General features: G+C 59.4%; 14 protein-coding genes. 4 read left to right on the top strand and 10 right to left on the bottom strand.

Annotated features, from left to right (window positions below; all coding sequences use genetic code 11):
- Window positions 1-15: 15 nt before the first annotated feature.
- Window positions 16-984, bottom strand: a complete 969-nt coding sequence (locus TU34_RS19385) for an AurF N-oxygenase family protein (RefSeq protein WP_045824567.1) — start codon at window positions 982-984, stop codon at window positions 16-18.
- A 126-nt stretch (window positions 985-1,110) separates the two neighbouring features.
- Between TU34_RS19385 and TU34_RS19380 the strand changes: the two genes are divergently transcribed.
- Window positions 1,111-1,452 (top strand): DUF4873 domain-containing protein, encoded by a 342-nt coding sequence (locus tag TU34_RS19380; protein WP_045824566.1) that lies wholly within the window; start codon window positions 1,111-1,113, stop codon window positions 1,450-1,452.
- A gap of 125 nt (window positions 1,453-1,577) precedes the next feature.
- Entirely contained in the window at window positions 1,578-4,622 is a 3,045-nt protein-coding gene (locus TU34_RS19375; protein ID WP_045824565.1) for an MMPL/RND family transporter, read from the top strand.
- Window positions 4,623-5,177: 555 nt separating this feature from the next.
- Here the strand turns inward: TU34_RS19375 and TU34_RS19370 are convergent.
- On the bottom strand, window positions 5,178-6,476 hold the full coding sequence (locus TU34_RS19370) for a cytochrome P450 (RefSeq protein ID WP_045824564.1): 1,299 nt from the start codon (window positions 6,474-6,476) through the stop codon (window positions 5,178-5,180).
- A complete protein-coding gene (locus tag TU34_RS23695; RefSeq protein ID WP_150116616.1) occupies window positions 6,473-6,784 on the bottom strand; it encodes a hypothetical protein in 312 nt (103 codons plus the stop codon). Before TU34_RS23695 ends, TU34_RS19370 begins: the two co-directional genes overlap by 4 nt.
- Before the next feature lie 295 nt (window positions 6,785-7,079).
- Between TU34_RS23695 and TU34_RS19365 the strand changes: the two genes are divergently transcribed.
- Entirely contained in the window at window positions 7,080-8,120 is a 1,041-nt protein-coding gene (locus TU34_RS19365) for an IS110 family RNA-guided transposase (protein WP_045824563.1), read from the top strand.
- A 59-nt stretch (window positions 8,121-8,179) separates the two neighbouring features.
- Here TU34_RS19365 and TU34_RS23210 read toward each other — a convergent pair whose 3' ends face one another.
- From TU34_RS23210 to TU34_RS19340, 7 genes are all read right to left on the bottom strand, one after another.
- On the bottom strand, window positions 8,180-9,082 hold the full coding sequence (locus tag TU34_RS23210) for an isopenicillin N synthase family oxygenase (RefSeq protein WP_203225501.1): 903 nt from the start codon (window positions 9,080-9,082) through the stop codon (window positions 8,180-8,182).
- A gap of 23 nt (window positions 9,083-9,105) precedes the next feature.
- Window positions 9,106-9,996 carry a 2OG-Fe(II) oxygenase family protein gene (locus tag TU34_RS23205; protein ID WP_082080460.1) on the bottom strand — a complete coding sequence of 297 codons (891 nt, stop codon included), beginning with the start codon at window positions 9,994-9,996 and terminating at the stop codon, window positions 9,106-9,108.
- 27 nt (window positions 9,997-10,023) lie between these two features.
- Window positions 10,024-10,917: a 2OG-Fe(II) oxygenase family protein gene (locus TU34_RS24140; protein WP_045824560.1), complete on the bottom strand. Its 894-nt coding sequence runs from the start codon at window positions 10,915-10,917 to the stop codon at window positions 10,024-10,026.
- Window positions 10,910-12,322: a cytochrome P450 gene (locus TU34_RS23690; RefSeq protein ID WP_203225500.1), complete on the bottom strand. Its 1,413-nt coding sequence runs from the start codon at window positions 12,320-12,322 to the stop codon at window positions 10,910-10,912. The genes TU34_RS24140 and TU34_RS23690 overlap by 8 nt, the downstream gene beginning before the upstream one ends.
- A gap of 155 nt (window positions 12,323-12,477) precedes the next feature.
- Window positions 12,478-13,386: a 2OG-Fe(II) oxygenase family protein gene (locus TU34_RS23200; protein ID WP_045824559.1), complete on the bottom strand. Its 909-nt coding sequence runs from the start codon at window positions 13,384-13,386 to the stop codon at window positions 12,478-12,480.
- A complete protein-coding gene (locus TU34_RS24660; protein WP_203225499.1) occupies window positions 13,383-13,952 on the bottom strand; it encodes a 2OG-Fe(II) oxygenase family protein in 570 nt (189 codons plus the stop codon). Before TU34_RS24660 ends, TU34_RS23200 begins: the two co-directional genes overlap by 4 nt.
- A gap of 439 nt (window positions 13,953-14,391) precedes the next feature.
- Complete coding sequence (locus tag TU34_RS19340; RefSeq protein ID WP_082080459.1) at window positions 14,392-15,135, bottom strand: tRNA-dependent cyclodipeptide synthase; 744 nt, start codon at window positions 15,133-15,135, stop codon at window positions 14,392-14,394.
- A gap of 430 nt (window positions 15,136-15,565) precedes the next feature.
- Here TU34_RS19340 and TU34_RS23190 point away from each other — a divergent pair, with 430 nt between their 5' ends.
- A complete protein-coding gene (locus tag TU34_RS23190; RefSeq protein WP_082080458.1) occupies window positions 15,566-16,981 on the top strand; it encodes an MFS transporter in 1,416 nt (471 codons plus the stop codon).
- Window positions 16,982-17,522: the final 541 nt, after the last annotated feature.

The following is a 17,522-nucleotide window of genomic DNA, read 5'->3' as shown; positions in this document are numbered from 1 at the left end:
TGGATCAACGATCAGTCACCGAAGGTCGTCGGGAAGGCTGCGGGTCGCGCGCCACATCGCCATGGTGAACTTGCCCTCGATCATGCCGGCCTCGTGGAAGAACCGGATCATGGGTTCTGACATGAACTGAAGGTTCACGCGGTAGTGCGGGCTGGTCTGCTGTGCGAACACGCCACGTAGGCGGCCGATGCCCACGGCCGGGTACACCTTTGGGTTGATCAGCAGCGGGTATGCGAGATTGGCGATCACTGCGAGCACTCCGCGGTGCCACGCTCGGGAGATCTTGCCACGACGCTGCATTCCTTCGACCATGTCCAGCCGCGCGAACGTGATGTGCCGAGCCTCCTCGAGCACATGGATCTTCATCAGCTGACGCAGCTGCGGCTGCATCTCGGGGTCACTCATCGCCTCACGCTGAGCGCGATCGAGGATCTCCTCGATCAGCAGAGTCGCACCAGAGACCGAGGGACCGAGCGGGACAAAATGAAGAATCTTGGCGAAGCTGAGGAAACCCCTGGGCAAACGGTAGGGCTCGATGCCCATCTTGTTGATCAGACGGGCGAACATGATCGAGTGACGCGATTCATCACCGACCTCTGTTAGCGAGTACAACGAACGCTCGTCGGTGATCGCCCCCTTGGCGGTGGTTCGCAGGAGAGCTGAGCTCAGCAAGTTCTCGGCGTAGATCCCGAAGCTCAGAATGCTTGCGATCTCGTGCCGGCCCAGCTCGAACTTCTGCTCGTCGGTCATCTTGTCCCACAGCTTCGAACCGTAGAGCGACACCCTGTGTTCAGGCAGGAAACGCTTGTCGTCTTCCCACGGCGAATCCCAATCGATGTCAATCTCGGCATCGTAGGATTTCTCGGCTGACGAGCGCAGCAAGCGACCGGCCGAGCGCTGCATGTCAACAGGCTTGCGCGTGTTGACTCGCGCAAGGCCCTCGGTGGAAAAGTTCGGCTTGATTTCAGCGTCTTGAACGGTCATCTGCGCTCCATGTGTTCGTGGTTTTGGGATCAGCTGCGCGAGTATCTGTTACCAGTAGTACCCGGTACTGCTAGTATTCTCAAGAAGTTCCAACTTGTCAACGGCGATGTACGAAGGTGAGACCCAATGTCAGACGACCACGATCTCGACTACTCCGGCGAAGCGGTGCTGGCATGCCGAGGGAAGGAGATCCCTGTCGATCTCAAGATCAAGGGCTATTTTCAGCCGCTCAACGGCCTCTACACCTGGTACGGCCGGATAGCCAAGAACGCCGAGCTCGACGCCGTGCTGCAGGGCAAACGAACGGTGGCGGTGGTCTCGACGCCCGAGGGACGCGCCGAATGCGTCGTCGGCGACGTCGATTTCTGGGGCCGCTACCGGCTGAGCGGCAAGAGCCGCCCGCCGTATCACGTACCGAGCACTCTCGAAGAGGTGGAAGCAATCGCCGAGAGCGAACACCACAGCTGATCTGACTGCAGACGGCCGTTTCGGGGTGAATGCAAAACTCTCCTCATTGGCCCGTTGCAGTTCACTGGACTTTTGCATGACCAATTGTTCGAGAGGAAACAAGACACGTGCCTAGCGCGTCGACCGTGGACAACGGTCCGTCCCCGAAACCATCGTCGAAGAAGTCGGCTGGGAGCGGCGAGTACAGCGCCCTGCTGGAGAAGTTGGCCTGGCTAGTCTTGCGGCGTAAGGGTGTCGTGGCATTGGTGTGGATCATCATCGCCGGTGGGCTTGCTCTGCTGTTTCCTCAGCTCGAGTCGGTGATCAGAGACCAGTCCGTGGACCCGATCCCGGCCAGCGTCCCGTCGTTCCAGACGCTCGACCGGATGGGAGTTGCGTTCAACGAGCGCGGCGCGAAGACCACCGTGTTCGTGGCCATGGAAAACAAGGGTGGACTGGACGCGGAAACGCGGGGCAAGTACGGCGAGATGGTAAATGCGCTGAATGCCGATCGCGAGCACGTCATTGCTGTACGTGACCTCCTCGGTGATCCGCTCACCGAGAGTCAGGCGCTGAGCAGCGACAAGAAGGCGTGGTACCTGCCGGTTTCGCTGCAGGGAACGCTGGGTGGTCCGAAGGCCGCAGACTCCGTGGATTCGGTTCGCGACGTCGCGGACCGAACCTTCGACGGTTCCGGAACCACTGTGCGGATCACTGGCCCGCCGGCAACTTTCAGCGATCAAATCAAGGTGGGCGAATCAGATCTACTCGTGATCACCCTCGCCACCGTGTTCATGATCGCCGCGATTCTCTTTATCGTCTATCGATCGTTGTTCACCGCCGTGATGCCGCTGCTTGTGGTGGTGATGAGCCTTGCGGTAGGTCGGGGCGTCCTGTCCGGACTTGGTGAGATTGGTATGCCCGTATCCCAGTTCACCTCGATGTTCATGACGGTGATCATCTTCGGTGCAGGAGTGGACTACTCCGTGTTCCTGATAAGCAGATATCACGAGGCCATCCGCTCCGGCAGCACGCCAGATGTCGCGATTGCGCAGGCCAACGGGACCATCGGACGCGTGGTTTTGGCGTCGGCAGCGACTGTCGCCTTGGCGTTTCTATCGATGGCGTTCGCGAAACTGAGCGTGTTCAGAACGCTGGGACCAGCGTGCGCAATCGCGATCCTAATCGGCTTCCTGGCAACAGTCACGTTGCTGCCTGCAGTGCTGTCATTTGCCGCGAAACATGGTGCGGGGCTGCCTCGCAGAGACTTGACGCGGCGATACTGGCATCGCGTGGGGACCATCGTCGTCAGGCGGCCGGTGCAACTCCTCGCCGTCAGTATCGTGGCGCTGATCGGCCTCAGTCTCATCGCAACCACTATGACGATCACGTACGACGATCGAGAGGGTCAACCCGCCTCTACGGAGAGTAACGAGGGTTACGCCCTTCTCAACCGACACTTTCCCAAAGACACCATAATCTCCGAATTCCTGATCGTGGAGTCCACGAAGGACATGCGCACCGCTCAAGGTCTCGCCGATCTCGATCAGATGGCCTCGCGAGTCGCACAAACACCAGGAGTCACACGGGTCATCGGCGTTACACGTCCGACCGGCGAGAAACTTCAGCAGGCCCAGTTGTCATGGCAGAACGATCAGATCGGCAACAAGATCACCGAGCAAACCGGAGGCGCACAAGCGCGCAAAGGTGACCTCGATCTCCTGAAGACGGGGTCCTCGCAGCTCGCAGGTGGCCTCGCACTTCTGAGGGACCAGATCACCACCAATCTGGCGCCACTGGGAGGTCTGCTCGGTCAGGCCTCCGCCGCGGGCGGGCAACTCAGTCAGTACCGGCCGTTGGTGGACGAGCTCGCAAGCGCCGCACCAGCTCTCGACCAGTTCTCACAACAGGCGCCACAGCTGGCGAGACTGGCTCGGCAGGCGCAGTCGGCAGCCAACACCGTCGCTCCCGCATTGAACGCGCTCGACGCCCCGTGGTGCCGGCAGATTCCCCAGTGTTCCGCCTTGCGGACCCAGACAGCCGACATTCGCTCACTTGCCGAGAACCAGTCGCTCACTCGATTCGCGGACTTCGCCACGAACCTCGGCGGGATCCGCGCGCCGGGCGCCGCGGATGTCGCACAGCTGCGGGACTCATTGAATGTCCTCGACTCCGCGCTACAGACCATCAACGGCCAAGACCTCACCAGCCGGCTGTCCCAGCTCGAGACAGGAGTCGGCGCGCTGGCCGACGGCGCCCGTCAATTGTCGGGTGGTGTGGCCGCTTTGGTGGACAGCAATGTGCAGTTGCTCGCAGGACTGTCGCAGGTGGCAGCGCAACTACGAGCGCCCGCCCGTGATATCGGCAACTCGGACTCGGCAACCGGCTTTTACCTTCCTGCCGACGCCTTCAAGGATCAGCAGTTCAGTCAGGTCGCAAAACAGTTCATCTCGCCGGACGGGAAGACTGTACGGTTCGCGGTACAGACTGGTTACGATCCGTACACGGCTGATGCCATTCGCTTGGCGAACACGCTTTCAAAGGTTGCCGAAGGCGCGATGCCAAATACTTCTCTCGAGGGCGCCCGCGCTTCCGTAGCCGGATTCCCGGCCATCAACGCGGATGTCCAGCGTCTGCTTTCTTACGATTTCAAGCTATTGGGAATTGCCACCCTGCTCATCGTGGGGCTGATTCTGATGATTCTGCTGAGAGCTATCGTCGCACCAATCTATCTTCTCGCGACGGTGGTCCTCAATTATCTCGCCGCGCTCGGGATTGGGGTCCTAGTATTTCAAAACTTGCTCGGAGCTTCGATATCCTGGCCGGTTCCGCTGGTTTCGTTCATCGTTCTTGTGGCAGTGGGCGCGGACTACAATATGTTGCTGGTGTCGCGGCTACGAGAGGAGACTTCTGACAGCGTTCGGCTCGGCGTACTGCGGACCGTCGCCCACACTGGATCCGTGATCACCTCAGCGGGATTGATTTTCGCTGCTAGCATGTTCGGGTTGGCTTTCGGGTCCATTGACGTCATGGTCCAGATCGGTGTAATTGTCGCGGCCGGTCTTCTGATGGACACGTTCGTGGTTCGAACACTGGTTGTCCCTGCACTGGCAGTTCTGCTGGGCAAGGCAAGCTGGTGGCCGGGAAATATTGACCGGCAGCACCACGAGAGCAGATTGACTAGACGGTAATGGTAAGTCCAAGTCGAGGAATGTCGAGTGCGATGCGCATAGCCTCTGATCTTGGGGATCAGTGAGTCGTGTCTGCGTCGGTGGATGAAAGTCGACAACATCGATGGCGGCCGGGTCGAAGGACTGACATCGAACGAGCGCGCGTAACTCGCACAGTAGCGCCGCGACAAGAAGCGCCTCGAGACCGAGATCGAGATCCTCAAGCCTGCCAGTGCGTATTTCGCGCGGGAGAACATCCTCCCAAATGGGGTTCGGGCTGGTCCATGACATGGCTGCCGACGGGTTCCCCGTCGCGGTGTCGACGCCCCGCAGATCACACTATGGCGTCAGCAACCGGGGTCGGGAACGATCGTGCATTCCGATCGCGGATCGCAATACACCGGTTGGGTCTTCGGTGAGCGCCTGCGCTCGGCCGCCCACTGAAATCGATGGGTCAAGTCGCATCCACTGTGGACAACACGATGATGGAATCGTTCTGGTCGACCATGCAACGCGAGCTCCTCGACACCCGAGCCTGGCCCGACCGCGAGCATCTCGCTGATCTGACACCCACCATCAGGCGGGTGTCAGTCGAATCGGCAGGTGGGTGGGCCCGCGCAGCGACGTGTTGGTCGACCAGGTGGTCGAGCCGACTGCCGTGATAGCCGCGGCTTGGGAGGTGAGTTCACGAAGTACCGCCTGGCCCTCCATACGGGTGAGGGCGGCGCCGATACACATGTGGGCGCCGTACCCGAAAGCTATGTGACTGTGCGGATTTCGGTTAGCACGGTAGGTGTCGGGGTCGTCGAAGACGTCGGGGTCGCGGTTGGCGGCGCCGAATGCCAGCAGCAATCGCGAGCCACTGGGTATGGTCACCTCGCCGACCCGGTAATCGGTACGGGTGTAGCGGTACAGGTTCTGGATGGGTGTCGAGTAGCGAAGCTGCTCCTCGACGGCGCCAGGGATCAGCTCGGGATGGTCTCGAATCATGGCGAACTGCTCCGGGTTGTGGGCAAGGGTGTCGAACATGCCACCGATGAGGTTGGTGGTGGTCTCGTTCCCGGCGAACAGCAGCAGCATCGCAAAGAAGAACAGTTCGTCGTCGGAGAGTTCGCCGTCCTCGTTGTGGTCGACGAGACGACCAAGCACGGTATCGGTCCCTGTGAGCCGGCCCGCGGCCAACTGTTCGCTGAAGTACCGGCGTAGCGCCGCGATCGCCCGAATCCCTCCGAACGCCTGCCGCAACCCAGCAGGGGTCAGGGCGGCATTCATGACGCCGACCCCGTCTTCGGACCACGACCGAAAACGGTCGACGTCCCCGGGTGGGATTCCCAGTATGTGTGCGATCATCCGGATGGGAAACGGCGTCGCGAGTCGCGACACCACATCGCAGCCCGGGTTGGCGATCAAGTCGGCCACAAGCTCTCTTGCGAGTCGATCGGCCATCGGTTGCCAGTCACTCATGGCGCCCTTGGTGAATCCCGGCTGTACCTGTCTTCGCATCCGGGCATGGTCAGCGCCGTCGGTGAGTACCAGAATCGGTGCCGAGATCTTCATCCGGGTGACGCCCTGGGTACTCGTGATCGCGTCGGTGTTGCGTAAAGCTGCTCGGATGTCATCGTGTCGGCTCAGAATCCAGGTCGCACGCCGCGGGTTGTAGTGCACTCGGCCGCTGGCGTACAACCCACGATAGGCGTCGAATGGCTGCGCCGCGGTCGCCGGATCGAGCGGGTCGTAATCGGTGTTGACCGCGCCGGTCCATCCCGCATAGCCGCGGCGCCGCACCCGCAGGGCGGCAGCGATATTCATACCGACAGCCTGAATAACCGGCGCCCCGATCTGGCGGGCCCCGCTCACCGGGTGGATTCCGTTCATCGGTGATTCCCATCGAGGGATCCAGACACCCGGTGCTTTGGCTCATCCGCAGGCACGGCCTGAATTCTTGGGCGAGCGGCGGCGTAGTGATCTAAAGCCTGACCGGTGTTACACGGCGGATCGATGTAATACAACTTGACGGTGCCGCGTTTACTGTCGGACCACTCCGGAATTGTGCCGAGCGAATACGGGGCATCACCCGAGTCACCCACGATAAGCAGGTTCTGATCTGCATCGTGTGCGCCACCTACCCTTTCGTAGTCGTACTTGTCGACTTCGGACGGGACTAGAACAAGGTCCTTGCCCATCCATGTCAGTTTGAGCCGGCCTCTCGGTGACTTCATTGCTTCCGACTTGTATGGGAAGTACGTCGGGTGTTCGAACCAACCGGGTTTTAACCTGACGAGGAGTCACGGAGGGCGGCTCGTTAGCTTCCTGCCGGTCCTGGCGCCGGGACCTGACTCTCGGAGGGTTTTGCCCCCACCGTGATCTCCGTCTGCGATCTGGCTCAACACAGGAATGACGCCCACTCGCTGGGCCTGAAAGTCGGAATGCCGATCACAGATACCCATCCTGTTCGCACCTACCGACAAGGAGCCCCGAGTGCACGTGATCGGGATCGATCCGCACAAGCTCAGCCACACCGCTACCAGCGTCGAGCCATCTACCAATACCGACCTCGGATCACTCCGAGTCCCGTCCACCCTAGAGGGCTACCAGCAGCTCCTCGACTGGTCGGCCACCTGGCCCGACCGGGTCTGGGCGATCGAGAACGCCAAAGGACTTGGCCACCACCTCGCCCAATGGCTCATCCAGGCAGGCGAAACCGTCGTCGACGTCCCCTCAACCGCCACCGCCCGGGTCCGCGAACTCTCCCGCGGCGGCCGACGCAAGACCGACCGTATAGACGCGGCTGCCGCGGCGTGTGTCGCGTTCACCCAAGCCGACTACCGGCCCGTCGAAGCCGATGGCGATCGCGCCATCATCCGACTACTCGATGAACGCCGCACCGATGTCGCCAATCAGCACTCACGGGTCATCAACCAGCTCCACGCTGTCCTGCGCGAACTCCTGCCCGGTGGCGTCGCAACCAATCAGCGCGTCGAGCAGATCCGTCACATCGTTGTCACTCACCAGCCCGCCACCCCGGCAGACGAGATGCGGAAAACCGTTGCCCTGGAGATCATCGGCGATCTGCGCCGGCTGCGCTTCCAACTCGACGAGCTCACCGAGCGAATCATCACCGCCCTCGAGGCCAGCGGATCCACCCTGACCAGCATTGCAGGTGTGGGGCCTATCTGTGCCGCCCGCCTTGTCGCCCGCATCGGCAACCCAACCCGGTTCGCCAGCGAAGCCGCATTCGCCTCCTACGTCGGCACCGCACCCATCGACGTGTCCTCCGGCGATCACAACCGTCACCGACTATCCCGCAGCGGCGACCGCAAACTCAACGCCGTCATCCACATCATCGCCGTCAGCCAATCCCGGCACCCCTCAGCACCGGGTTATTCGTACTACCGCCGAAAGATCACTGAGGGCAAGACTCGTCGCGAAGCCCAACGCTGTCTCAAACGCCAAATCACTAAACAGATTTGGCGCACAATGCAACACGACAACACGACCGAGAACCTGGCTGCAGCGTGAAGACAACTGCACCACCCCTTGGGCTCGGCAGCCACTGCGGCAGCCGTGTTGATAGAACGTCAGTACAAGCCCGCGGTGTCCCTTCTATACGTGTTGTCCAGTATTTGATCGAGGAAGCCGTCCACAGATTTTTCTAAGTGCAGACCGGAGTTTGGCTTGTAAGTGAAGAGTCCAGGGCACACGGACTTATCAAGGCTGCTATCGACGAACAGCGCGTATGAGAAGCGATCGGGCTTGGCGGCGTGCTGTTCAGAAGGTTGTTGCACGACGCGGTGCGCTACAGCGGCGACGGGTGTTTTTGTTTCCCGGGTCAGAATCTCCATTGCGCATCCAAAATTGACAATAAATGTTCCCGGGATCGGATTGATAGGTACCCAGTCGCCGTCGCCCCGGTCCACTTCGAGTCCCGGTTCGGTTGATCGCAGTACCGTTACCCATCCCGAGTCTTTATGAATGTTAAGACCGCGAGCTGCGATTTCGGGTCGGAAGTGGTTGAACGTTAGCGTGTGCGTTCCCTCGGGCGTCAGGCTGTGGCCCGTTGCCTCTGTCCAGAGCTCGCGGGGTATGTCGAGGTGAGTGAGCACCGCACGCTCGATTCTCAGAGCGAGGTCACGCATCCCGTGGGCTTGTTCGACAAGCGCGGTGGGGTAAGCGCGCTTCCAGTTGGCGCTTTCCAGGAAGAACTGTTCGGTCTGATCGGCGTCGCGAGAAAAGTAGCCCTGGTGTGGACCTAGTTGGTCTGATGTCCACTGCTGGTAACCCCGGTACGGGTCTCCGGCCCCACCTTCGAGAGGGCGATAGAAGCTCTGGGCGAAGCGGTCGCCGGCCGCTAGATCCAGGCCTGTTGGCTGTTGGACGTAAAAGAACCCGTCAGTCAGCGCTCGGGCGAGACCGTCTGTGGTGGTGAAGACGAGGTCTTCACCTTGTAGCTGGGCTAGTTGCCAGTTGTCCGTGGCGTCCAACCGCCCTGACTCCTGTCCCGCACTCATATGCGTGAGTGGAAGTCGTAGCCAAGCTTGCCCGCTTTCTCCACCGAGAATTCGCGGAAGCCTTGGAACATCTGCAGTGTGCCGTCTGCGTCGTACTGGTAGAGGTCCATGTCGTATCGCGGGCCCATGTAGATGGTGAACGACGATCGGTCTGGTGTTCTGCCCGCGGCATCGGGACGTAATTCGGGAACGCGGTGGTAGACAGCCGAGACTGGGTCTGCGTAGTTGGCCGTTAAGACCTCGAAGGCGTCTCCGAGATTGACTATGAAATGGCCTGCTCGTTCACGGACGGGCATCCAGTTGCCATCGTGGAGGATCTCGTAGCCAGGTTGATCCGTGCAGATCGTGGTGATGAACCCGCTGTCCGAATGCTCTACGATTCCGGCTCGGTCGGTCAGTCCAGCTCGATAGTGGTTGACGGTTGTGTAGCACAGCGGGCCACCGATGCCGCCGGTGACGACCTCGCGGTCACTTTTCGAGATTCCGGCTGCATCAAAGACGCCGTCAAGGGTCGTCTGCGTCAGCTGTTCCAGCTTGCGAAGAACAGTCGTGAGGCGATCTGGCAGGTACCGCGACCACAGGAAGTTCTCGAGTTGCAGCTGCTCTACTTGGTCTGGTCGATCTTCATAACCCAGCTTTGATTCGGGATGGCCGTGTTCACGATGTCCGCGTTGGCGGTCGGCGGCGTCGGTGGCTGGCTGGTAGAAGCTGCGACAGAACTCTAGGCCAGCGCCTGGATCCAGGTCTGCCGGTATCTGGAGGTTGAAGGCTCCAATGCGGAGGGCTCGGTTCGAATCGTCATCAGACTCGAACTGAAGTTTTCCGCCGTCCACTCGTGCCGCGGGAAGCGTTAAAACTAAGTGATCGTGACTCGTCTGGGTGGTCATAACTAATCCTTCTTTTGGGCTGTTGGTTCACAGATTGAGGTCGTCGTCGTATGTGCGACTCACTTCCTGGGTGGCGAAGTCGGCCACTGATTGGATGCGGTGTGGTGTACCTGCGCTGTCGAGGCTGTAGATATCGCCATCCAAGCTTGAATCCAGGAAGGTGACATACGAGACGCGGTCAGGCTGCGGGGCGGCCCGCTCAGTGGCGACTACGCCGTGAATGTTGGCGCGCACCGGCGTAGGTAGATCGGCGGTGAGGACCTCCATGGAACTACCGAAGTTGACGATGAAATAGCTTTCAACCGGGTTAATGGTTCCTAGTTCCCCTTCGATCAAACCGAGCAGACCTGGTTCCGTTGATCGCAGGACGGTGACCCAGCCTGAGTCGCGGTGAAACTTGCACCCTCGTGTGGCTTTGTCAGACCGGAAGTGGTTGAAGGCAAGCATCTGGTGCCCCTGATTCTCGGATAGCCCACTCGAAATCAGGTCCCACGTGCCTTCTGGGATCTCAAGTTGTCGAAAGACTGCTCGGAGGACCTGTATACCGAGATCAGCCATGCAGCGACCTAGCTCAGCAATGTCTGCCGGAAGAAGCAACCAGTTGGATTGCTCGATGTAAAGGTTTTCCCACTGGTCATGCGCACGGTCGAAGTAGCCCTGGTAAGACCCAGGGATCTCGACCTCCCGATACCCGCGGTACCGATCGAGGTCGTCTCCTTTTTTGTCCTCGAAAAAATGCGCCGCGAACTGGTCGCCCACGGCGGGCTTAATACCTTCGGGCATCTGCAGGAGAAAGAATCCCTGTGCTAATGCCCGCTCGAATGCTCCCGCACGGCTGAATATCAACTCACCGTCTTGCAGTTTGCACCGTTCGAGATCTATTGCCGAATACCTTTCGAGTGCCTCGTGCTCACTAGGCATTACCGGGAGTCGTACGGCCTTTCTTCGTGTGGCCTGGGAAGTTAAATCTGTCAATTGATCGCTCCTTGTTGATAGGCAGGATCTCGACTGTTCCTGGTTGCGTCGGCCTGGGCATGGATGCGTACGGCTTCAGGTCCAGGTTGTGGCCATTCGTGATGACGCGATAGTCGCCATATAGTTCGGATAGCACTATTGATTGCATCCGCACCGAGAATAGTCGTCCTGGACACTTCCGCGGGTTACGTTCGGCATTGATCATGCTGAACGAATTTATCTCATAGCGACTTCGGGAAAGCAGGGACGACAGCGTCTCACGTTCCGACCGGTATATGGACCTGATGTTTGCGGGCGAGAACGCAGCCGGCTCAGGGAAAATTGCTGGATCGCGATTTGCTTGCCGACGATCCAACCAAAGCATGGTGTCCGGCGGAATTGTCACCGCCGAGTCGCGGAAGGAGATAGTGACTGGCTCAGTGGTCCGGCGCCAAAGCGCACTTGGATTGCTGCCGCCAAGGCGAACTGCCTCAAGTACCGCGAGATCAATCACACTTAGAGTCGCGTCACCACCTGGGCCTTTTTCTTGCGCCACATCGCTCCGAGCTTGCGCAATGATCTCGCCCTTCACCTGAGGCGTGCTCTCAATATAGGCAATCGCCCACATCAAACTTAAGGCACTGGTGTCGTAGGTTGCGATAATTATTGTGCCGAGCTCTTTCAGCTTTGAGGAGTCAAGCGCCTCGATATTCGTACGATCGAGAGCTAGACCCCATAGATCGAAGTACCGCCGGATCATGTTCGCCGCTGGCGCTTTCATGAGTGGCGCCAGGTTTTCCAAGAGTAGCTGACGGACGAACGGCACAATGACGTCAAATTCTTTCATAGCATCGGGATTATCATTACTGATAACATCCGATGCCAAATCAAAGAACCCGCGAACTACCGGGCCATACTGTTCAGACTTCAAATAGCTGGTGATAGGGTGCTGACTGAGGTCGAGCACTCCCGGAATCATGCTGTCCACATAAGCAGTTAGCGATAGAGTGAAGTCCTCAAGTGAATTTTTTCGCCCTGTCTGCTGCTGCAGAAAAGTTGCTGTGTTTTGGCGGATGGCAGGTTCTAGGTTTGCTACGAATTTTGCGTTGCCGAGCGAGCGTTCGACCGCGATGCGCCTCGCGGGGCGGCCTGGATGGTCGTGGGGCATCGAACCCATGAAATCGCCGAACAGCTCACGGTTCGCCTCGGTTGACGGCGCGAGGACCGCGTCGATAACCAGGGGCGTGTTAGTGATCTGGTATAGCGCCAACCGCGAGCCCATCCAAAACGTGCACATGCCTCCGCTGGCCTCCGCTAAAGCGCTGATGCCACTTCGGCGGAAGTAGTCCGAGACCGGTTCACCACCTGTCACCGTCGCCTCATGCAGGGCGTCGGCGTGCCCATGGACTTTACTGGGGCCCTCGTGGTGTGCGACTAGACCAGGAAACGGCGCACTGGGCGGCTCAGGTGACGCCACGACGACATCGCCGCCGTAAGCGCTCGGCATTCCTCTGCCTGTGTTCGCTCTCATAACGGTTCGGTACTGGACGTCACGGCCTGCTGACCAATTCCGAAGTCCACATGGCGGTCGGACCAAGTTTGCTCGTTGAACTCTCGGAGGAAGTCGGCACAAGTGCGCACTGCAACAGCGGAGCCGTCCTGGCGCGCCTGGTAAAGAGTCCCGTCGGCAGGGGGGTTGGCGAAGGCCGCAAACGAAAATCGATCGTCTGTCCCTTGCTCTGGCTTGCACTGCCGCACTTGGTGCAAGATTGCCCGTACCGGCCGGTCGAGAGCTGCGGTGAGAAGCTCAAAGGCCCCCCCAAAATTCACAATGAAGTGATCGGGCACAGGGTCGATGGGGACCCACCGGCCGTCGACAGACGCTTCCAGTCCCGGTTCTTCGTTGTAGAGCACAGTCACGAACCCGGTGTCTTTGTGCGGGGCGCAGCCAAGCTGGGCGCGGTCGGAGCGGTAATGGTTCGCCGCGAACCAATGCGTGCCCTCGCCGTCGACCGCGCCGCCGGTGATCTCACTCCACAGGCGCCGAACAATCCCCAACTCTGTCATAGCAGCCTGGAGAACAACCAACGTGAGCGCACTCATCTGCTCGGTCATCGACAGTAGCTCCGGCGGGAAGTGTCTGCGTCGTTCAGGTCCATCAATGAGCAGGTGCTCGGTTTGAAAGTGTTCCCGATCAAAGTAGAGGCCTTCATGGTCCCGGTAGCCGCGGTATCGACGAGTCTCTTCTGCGCCTTCATCTGATGCGCGGAAGAATTCGCGACACAGTGTGACCCCGGGCAACGGGTCGAAATCGCTGGGCGCTTCGAGCACGAAGCACCCGTCGCGTAGAGCTTGCGACAGTCCGCCGTCTGTCGAAAACCTGAGAGCGCCATCTAGAACTCTGCCGCGTTGCAGCGCCAAAGACGTGCCGGTCATCGGTTTTCCTCGTGGGCACGGCTGGTCGGCGGTGATGCGGGTTGCGTAGTAGGCGCCTCGGTGCCGGCGTAAATTTCGTAGTCGTTCTCGTCAATCAGCTCACGAGATCCGCAGACCCTCTGCAGTCCGTGTTCGTCGGTGTAGCGATAGACACCGCGGTCCTCTCCAGGTAAACATCCGCTTGAGCTAAAATGCCCGCAGCTGCAGCGGTCACGTTGCTGCCTCGCTACGCGATGCATGATCGCGGCAACTGGCCTCTTGCTTTGCGCAGATAAGATCTCCATCGACAACCCAAAGTTGATCACGAAGCAACTCGGATCCACCGGAACGAATTCCCATTGGTCACCCCTCGCGATTTCAAGACCGAGAGTTCTTGTTCGAAGTATTGTGAGAAAGCCATCGTCCTTGTGAGAGTTCAGCCCGATATCGTCATGGGCGGGCCGATAATGGTTAAAGGTCAGATGGTACGAGCCGGATGAGTTTGAGCAGTCGCCGGTGGCTTGAGACCAGTCCCGTTCAGGTACTCCAATATAGGATAGTGCTGAGCATAAGACTTGTTGGGACAACCGCGTGAGCCCTTCGCCGAGACCGGCAATTTCCGTCGGGTAGTCGGTAGACCAGAAACGCCGTTCTAGTAGAAACTGCTCGATTTGGTTGACGCGTTGATGGTACCCAAGTAGCGGATCATCGAAGTGTTCGCTGTGAATATCCCGGAATTTTCCATACGGCTTGAGCGAAGGCCCTTGGTAGAATTACTCAGAGAAGGTGTCGCCGACCGACACGTCCAACTTGTCAGGAATTTCCAGGAAAAACACTCCGTCCCCGAACGCTCGATCCTTCGCCTCTGGGCTGGGGAAATAAAGTTCGTTGTCAACAATTCTCGCCCGCTCAATACGAGCTTCACCGACAGCACTTTCAGAGTTCGACCGCTTTTGGTATACGTCGCGGTAGATCTTACCGCGACGTATGTCTGGACCTGACGGCAATATTTTCATTTACGAATCCTCACTTACCTTTCAGGTGGAGAGACACTACGATCAACTCCTGCAGCTCGCTCGGCGCAGATTTATGGAGCCCGGCGGCAATTTCGGATAACGTGCTGAAAGATCCGGGATATACCATCACCGGAAGGTCGCGCTTTTGGAGACACGCGAAGATAGCGAATTCTTCAAGAAAGTAAGCGCTGGACATGTCAGCTCGCGCCTCGAACTCGGCCTCGCCAACATCACTCGAGTGTTTCCCGTGATACGCACGGCCAAACGATTCGACCGATGCCAGAAACTCGCTGTCTGATTTGAACAGCGCTTGCAGCTGGGTGTGGAATTTGTCGTACTCCTCCCAAACCTGCACATCGCTGCACCTCAGGAACGAGAATTCCGTCTCGTCGCCATAGAAGTCGAATAAGGCCTGGTTGTCGTCGATGAATTGCTGACCCAGCTCTAAGGCTGTGGCGCGGGCGACTGTGGGCGAACATTCCGCGGTTGACTCAAGGGTTATTCGATGGATGCTGTCGCCAACAAGGACTGTGCAGTGCTTGAACCGGCGTGAGATCCACTTCACCATGCTTTCGAGCTTTGATGGCGCGAAGTTCGAGTTCTCCAAGCTCACACCAAGAAAACATGAATCGTGGTTGTCGAACGTGGCCCTGCTTGTTTCGGGAGAAACAGCCGCGACCTCAGTCTTGTAACGCCTTCTGCGAGTTGGCTCTTCGCGCGGGCCAACAGTAGAGAGCGTTTGTGCGTCTATCAATTCTGCGTCCGCCCAATCCGTCGCGTTGCCGAGTCATGTCCGCTTGAAGATGCGCCGCCCCAGGCTGTGGGCGCTCGGCGACTGACTTACACCTGTACAGGTCCACACCGGGTTAGCAAGGCATACGAACGAGTCAAGCCATTTGCTTGCCGCCGCTAACCTTGTCAAGGGCCGGCGATTCAGCTAGCGTGACGGTTCTAGGGCGGCGTCAAAACGAGCGAACGCCGTGCGCGCACGCCCACGTTCCTGAGGCGCATCGCTTCCGTCGCACCGGAACTCACTCGTCTTCAGCAAGCCGCCGCACGCGCGGTTTTGACCGTCATCAGCCCTAATGGTGGGTTCCTCAACTGATGGCAACTGAGGCCTTCACGATCGAATCAAGTGCCAGAAACGACGCTGCCCCGGCAGCGCGACGAAGGGAACGCCGGCTATGGCCACCACGCCTACCGCCCGACGCTGGGCCTTACTGGCAGTGTCAGTGGGTGTCTTCTGCATACAACTCGATTCCTTCGCCCTAAATCTCGCGATACCTCAGATCGGCCGTGACCTAGAGGTCAGTGGTGGCGGACTTCAATGGGTGATCAGCGCGTACTTGCTATCGACGGGCACCTTCATGCTCGGCGCCGGCCGCCTCGGCGATTTGTTCGGACGGCGCAAACTACTCTTGCTGGGCCTCACGCTCTTTGGAGGATCCTCCCTGCTCTGCGCGTTGGCCCCTACACTTCCGGTTCTTGTGTGTGCGCGAATAGCACAAGGCGCGGGGGCAGCCATGATCATGCCGGTAGGCCTATCCCTGCTCACCAACCTATATCCGGGCAATTTGCGGACACGCGCCATTGGCGCAGCGCTTGGGATCGGCGGCGTTGCAACCGCTTTCGGCCCGTTTATCGGCGGCGTCCTTACCGACCACTCCTCCTGGAGAGCCGTCTTCTGGCTCAACGTTCCACTCGCTCTGATTGGCGCCTTAGCAGCGACCCGTACCACGGAGAGTTACGACGCCAAGGCAGATCGCAAAGTCGACTGGAGCGGACTCGCGACAGTCACGGCGGCACTCGCCGTCCTAGCGGTAGTGGTCGACCGAAGCTCCCATTGGTCGTGGCCTCCGGTCGTAGTCGGCCTGATTGCCGCCGGAACAGTGGGGGGAATATTCGTGAGGCACGAACGGGCGACGGCAAACCCGTTGATCGAACTAGCCCTGTTCCGCAACACCCCGTATGTGGCTCTCACCCTCGCTGGCGCAGTAGCCAACACCGCAACCGTCATGTTTCTCTTCATCGTTCCTCTATCCCTGCAAGGCATATGGACTCTATCCGTCGCTTTGGCAGGCGTTGTCTTTCTCGCCCCCGCAACGGCCATGGCACTTGCTGGACCACTCGCGGGGCGCGTCTCTTCCCGGCGCGCTGTGCCAGTAATGCTTGTTTGTCTTGCGATCGGAGCGCTCAGCCTCCTCACTCTGGCTTGGGCCCCGAACTTACCTGTTTACCTGGTCGCCGCCACATCTGGAGGCGTGGTTCTGGGCTTAGGCAATTCGCTGACACTCACCGCGACCCAAGCGGTGATCAAACCCGAACGCGCAGGGGAAGCATCCGGAGTAACTAAGACCGTAATTACAGTCGCAGCCGGGCTAGGCATCGGACTGTCAGGCGCCGTCACGCAACAGGACAGCGGGGGCTCACACGCCGCGACCACTACAGCCCTGCTCGTCACTGCACTCGGATGCGTACTCGCATGCCTGATCCTCGCCATCTGGACGGTACTGAAAGAAGACTCCTCAAGTCGCTCGCCTAGAAGGCATGGCGCTCCTGAGACCAAACACAAAAGCCCACCCAACGCATCACGGCGCTGAGGGGTTTTACACAGCCGCTGTCCCACTCCCCCTTGTCACGCGAAAACGGTCCGCACTCAGACACGTCCGCTTAAAAGAATGCATGCAACCCTTCGAATAGCCTGCCCCGCTCCGTGAACTTCACAAGCGCGTGCCCTTCGAACACCTACGGTCGTTGACAAACACACAGGAACCCTTCGTGTGCTGCCCGAGGGAAGCGCTTAGATGCTCATAGGATGAGTGTCGAGGGGTGTCCCCTCAAAATTAACAGGGTCGTCGGTGAGTTATGGACGTTCGACCTCGTGAACGAACCCTTCGACTACGCACGCGTCTCTCACGGATGCGCGGCGACGAGTCTGATCCCCGGTCCGCTGTGAGGGGGCAACGGCACCTACTCGCGAGGTCGTCGTATCTGAGCAGACCTGCGAGTTCCCGACTGAAGTACCCCAGGTTTAGTTCCGATCCTTATAGGAGGATGGAGCTATGCCACGTCAGTATCCGCCGGAGTTCCGGCAGCAATCTGTGCGCATGTTGGAGACGGCGTTGGAGTCTGATGCCGAGC

The sequence above is a fragment of the Williamsia herbipolensis genome (assembly GCF_000964005.1).
Classification (GTDB): domain Bacteria; phylum Actinomycetota; class Actinomycetes; order Mycobacteriales; family Mycobacteriaceae; genus Williamsia_A; species Williamsia_A herbipolensis.
This window is presented reverse-complemented; position numbering and strand designations above follow the sequence as displayed.

Coding starts and splice junctions, on each gene's coding strand:
- TU34_RS23200 (WP_045824559.1), bottom strand. CDS start 13,386: ATGACCGGCACGTCTTTGGCGCTGCAACGCGGCAGAGTTCTAGATGGC.
- TU34_RS19370 (WP_045824564.1), bottom strand. CDS start 6,476: ATGAACGGAATCCACCCGGTGAGCGGGGCCCGCCAGATCGGGGCGCCG.
- TU34_RS23190 (WP_082080458.1), top strand. CDS start 15,566: ATGGCCACCACGCCTACCGCCCGACGCTGGGCCTTACTGGCAGTGTCA.
- TU34_RS24140 (WP_045824560.1), bottom strand. CDS start 10,917: ATGCCTAGTGAGCACGAGGCACTCGAAAGGTATTCGGCAATAGATCTC.
- TU34_RS23695 (WP_150116616.1), bottom strand. CDS start 6,784: ATGGGCAAGGACCTTGTTCTAGTCCCGTCCGAAGTCGACAAGTACGAC.
- TU34_RS23205 (WP_082080460.1), bottom strand. CDS start 9,996: ATGACCACCCAGACGAGTCACGATCACTTAGTTTTAACGCTTCCCGCG.
- TU34_RS19385 (WP_045824567.1), bottom strand. CDS start 984: ATGACCGTTCAAGACGCTGAAATCAAGCCGAACTTTTCCACCGAGGGC.
- TU34_RS19380 (WP_045824566.1), top strand. CDS start 1,111: ATGTCAGACGACCACGATCTCGACTACTCCGGCGAAGCGGTGCTGGCA.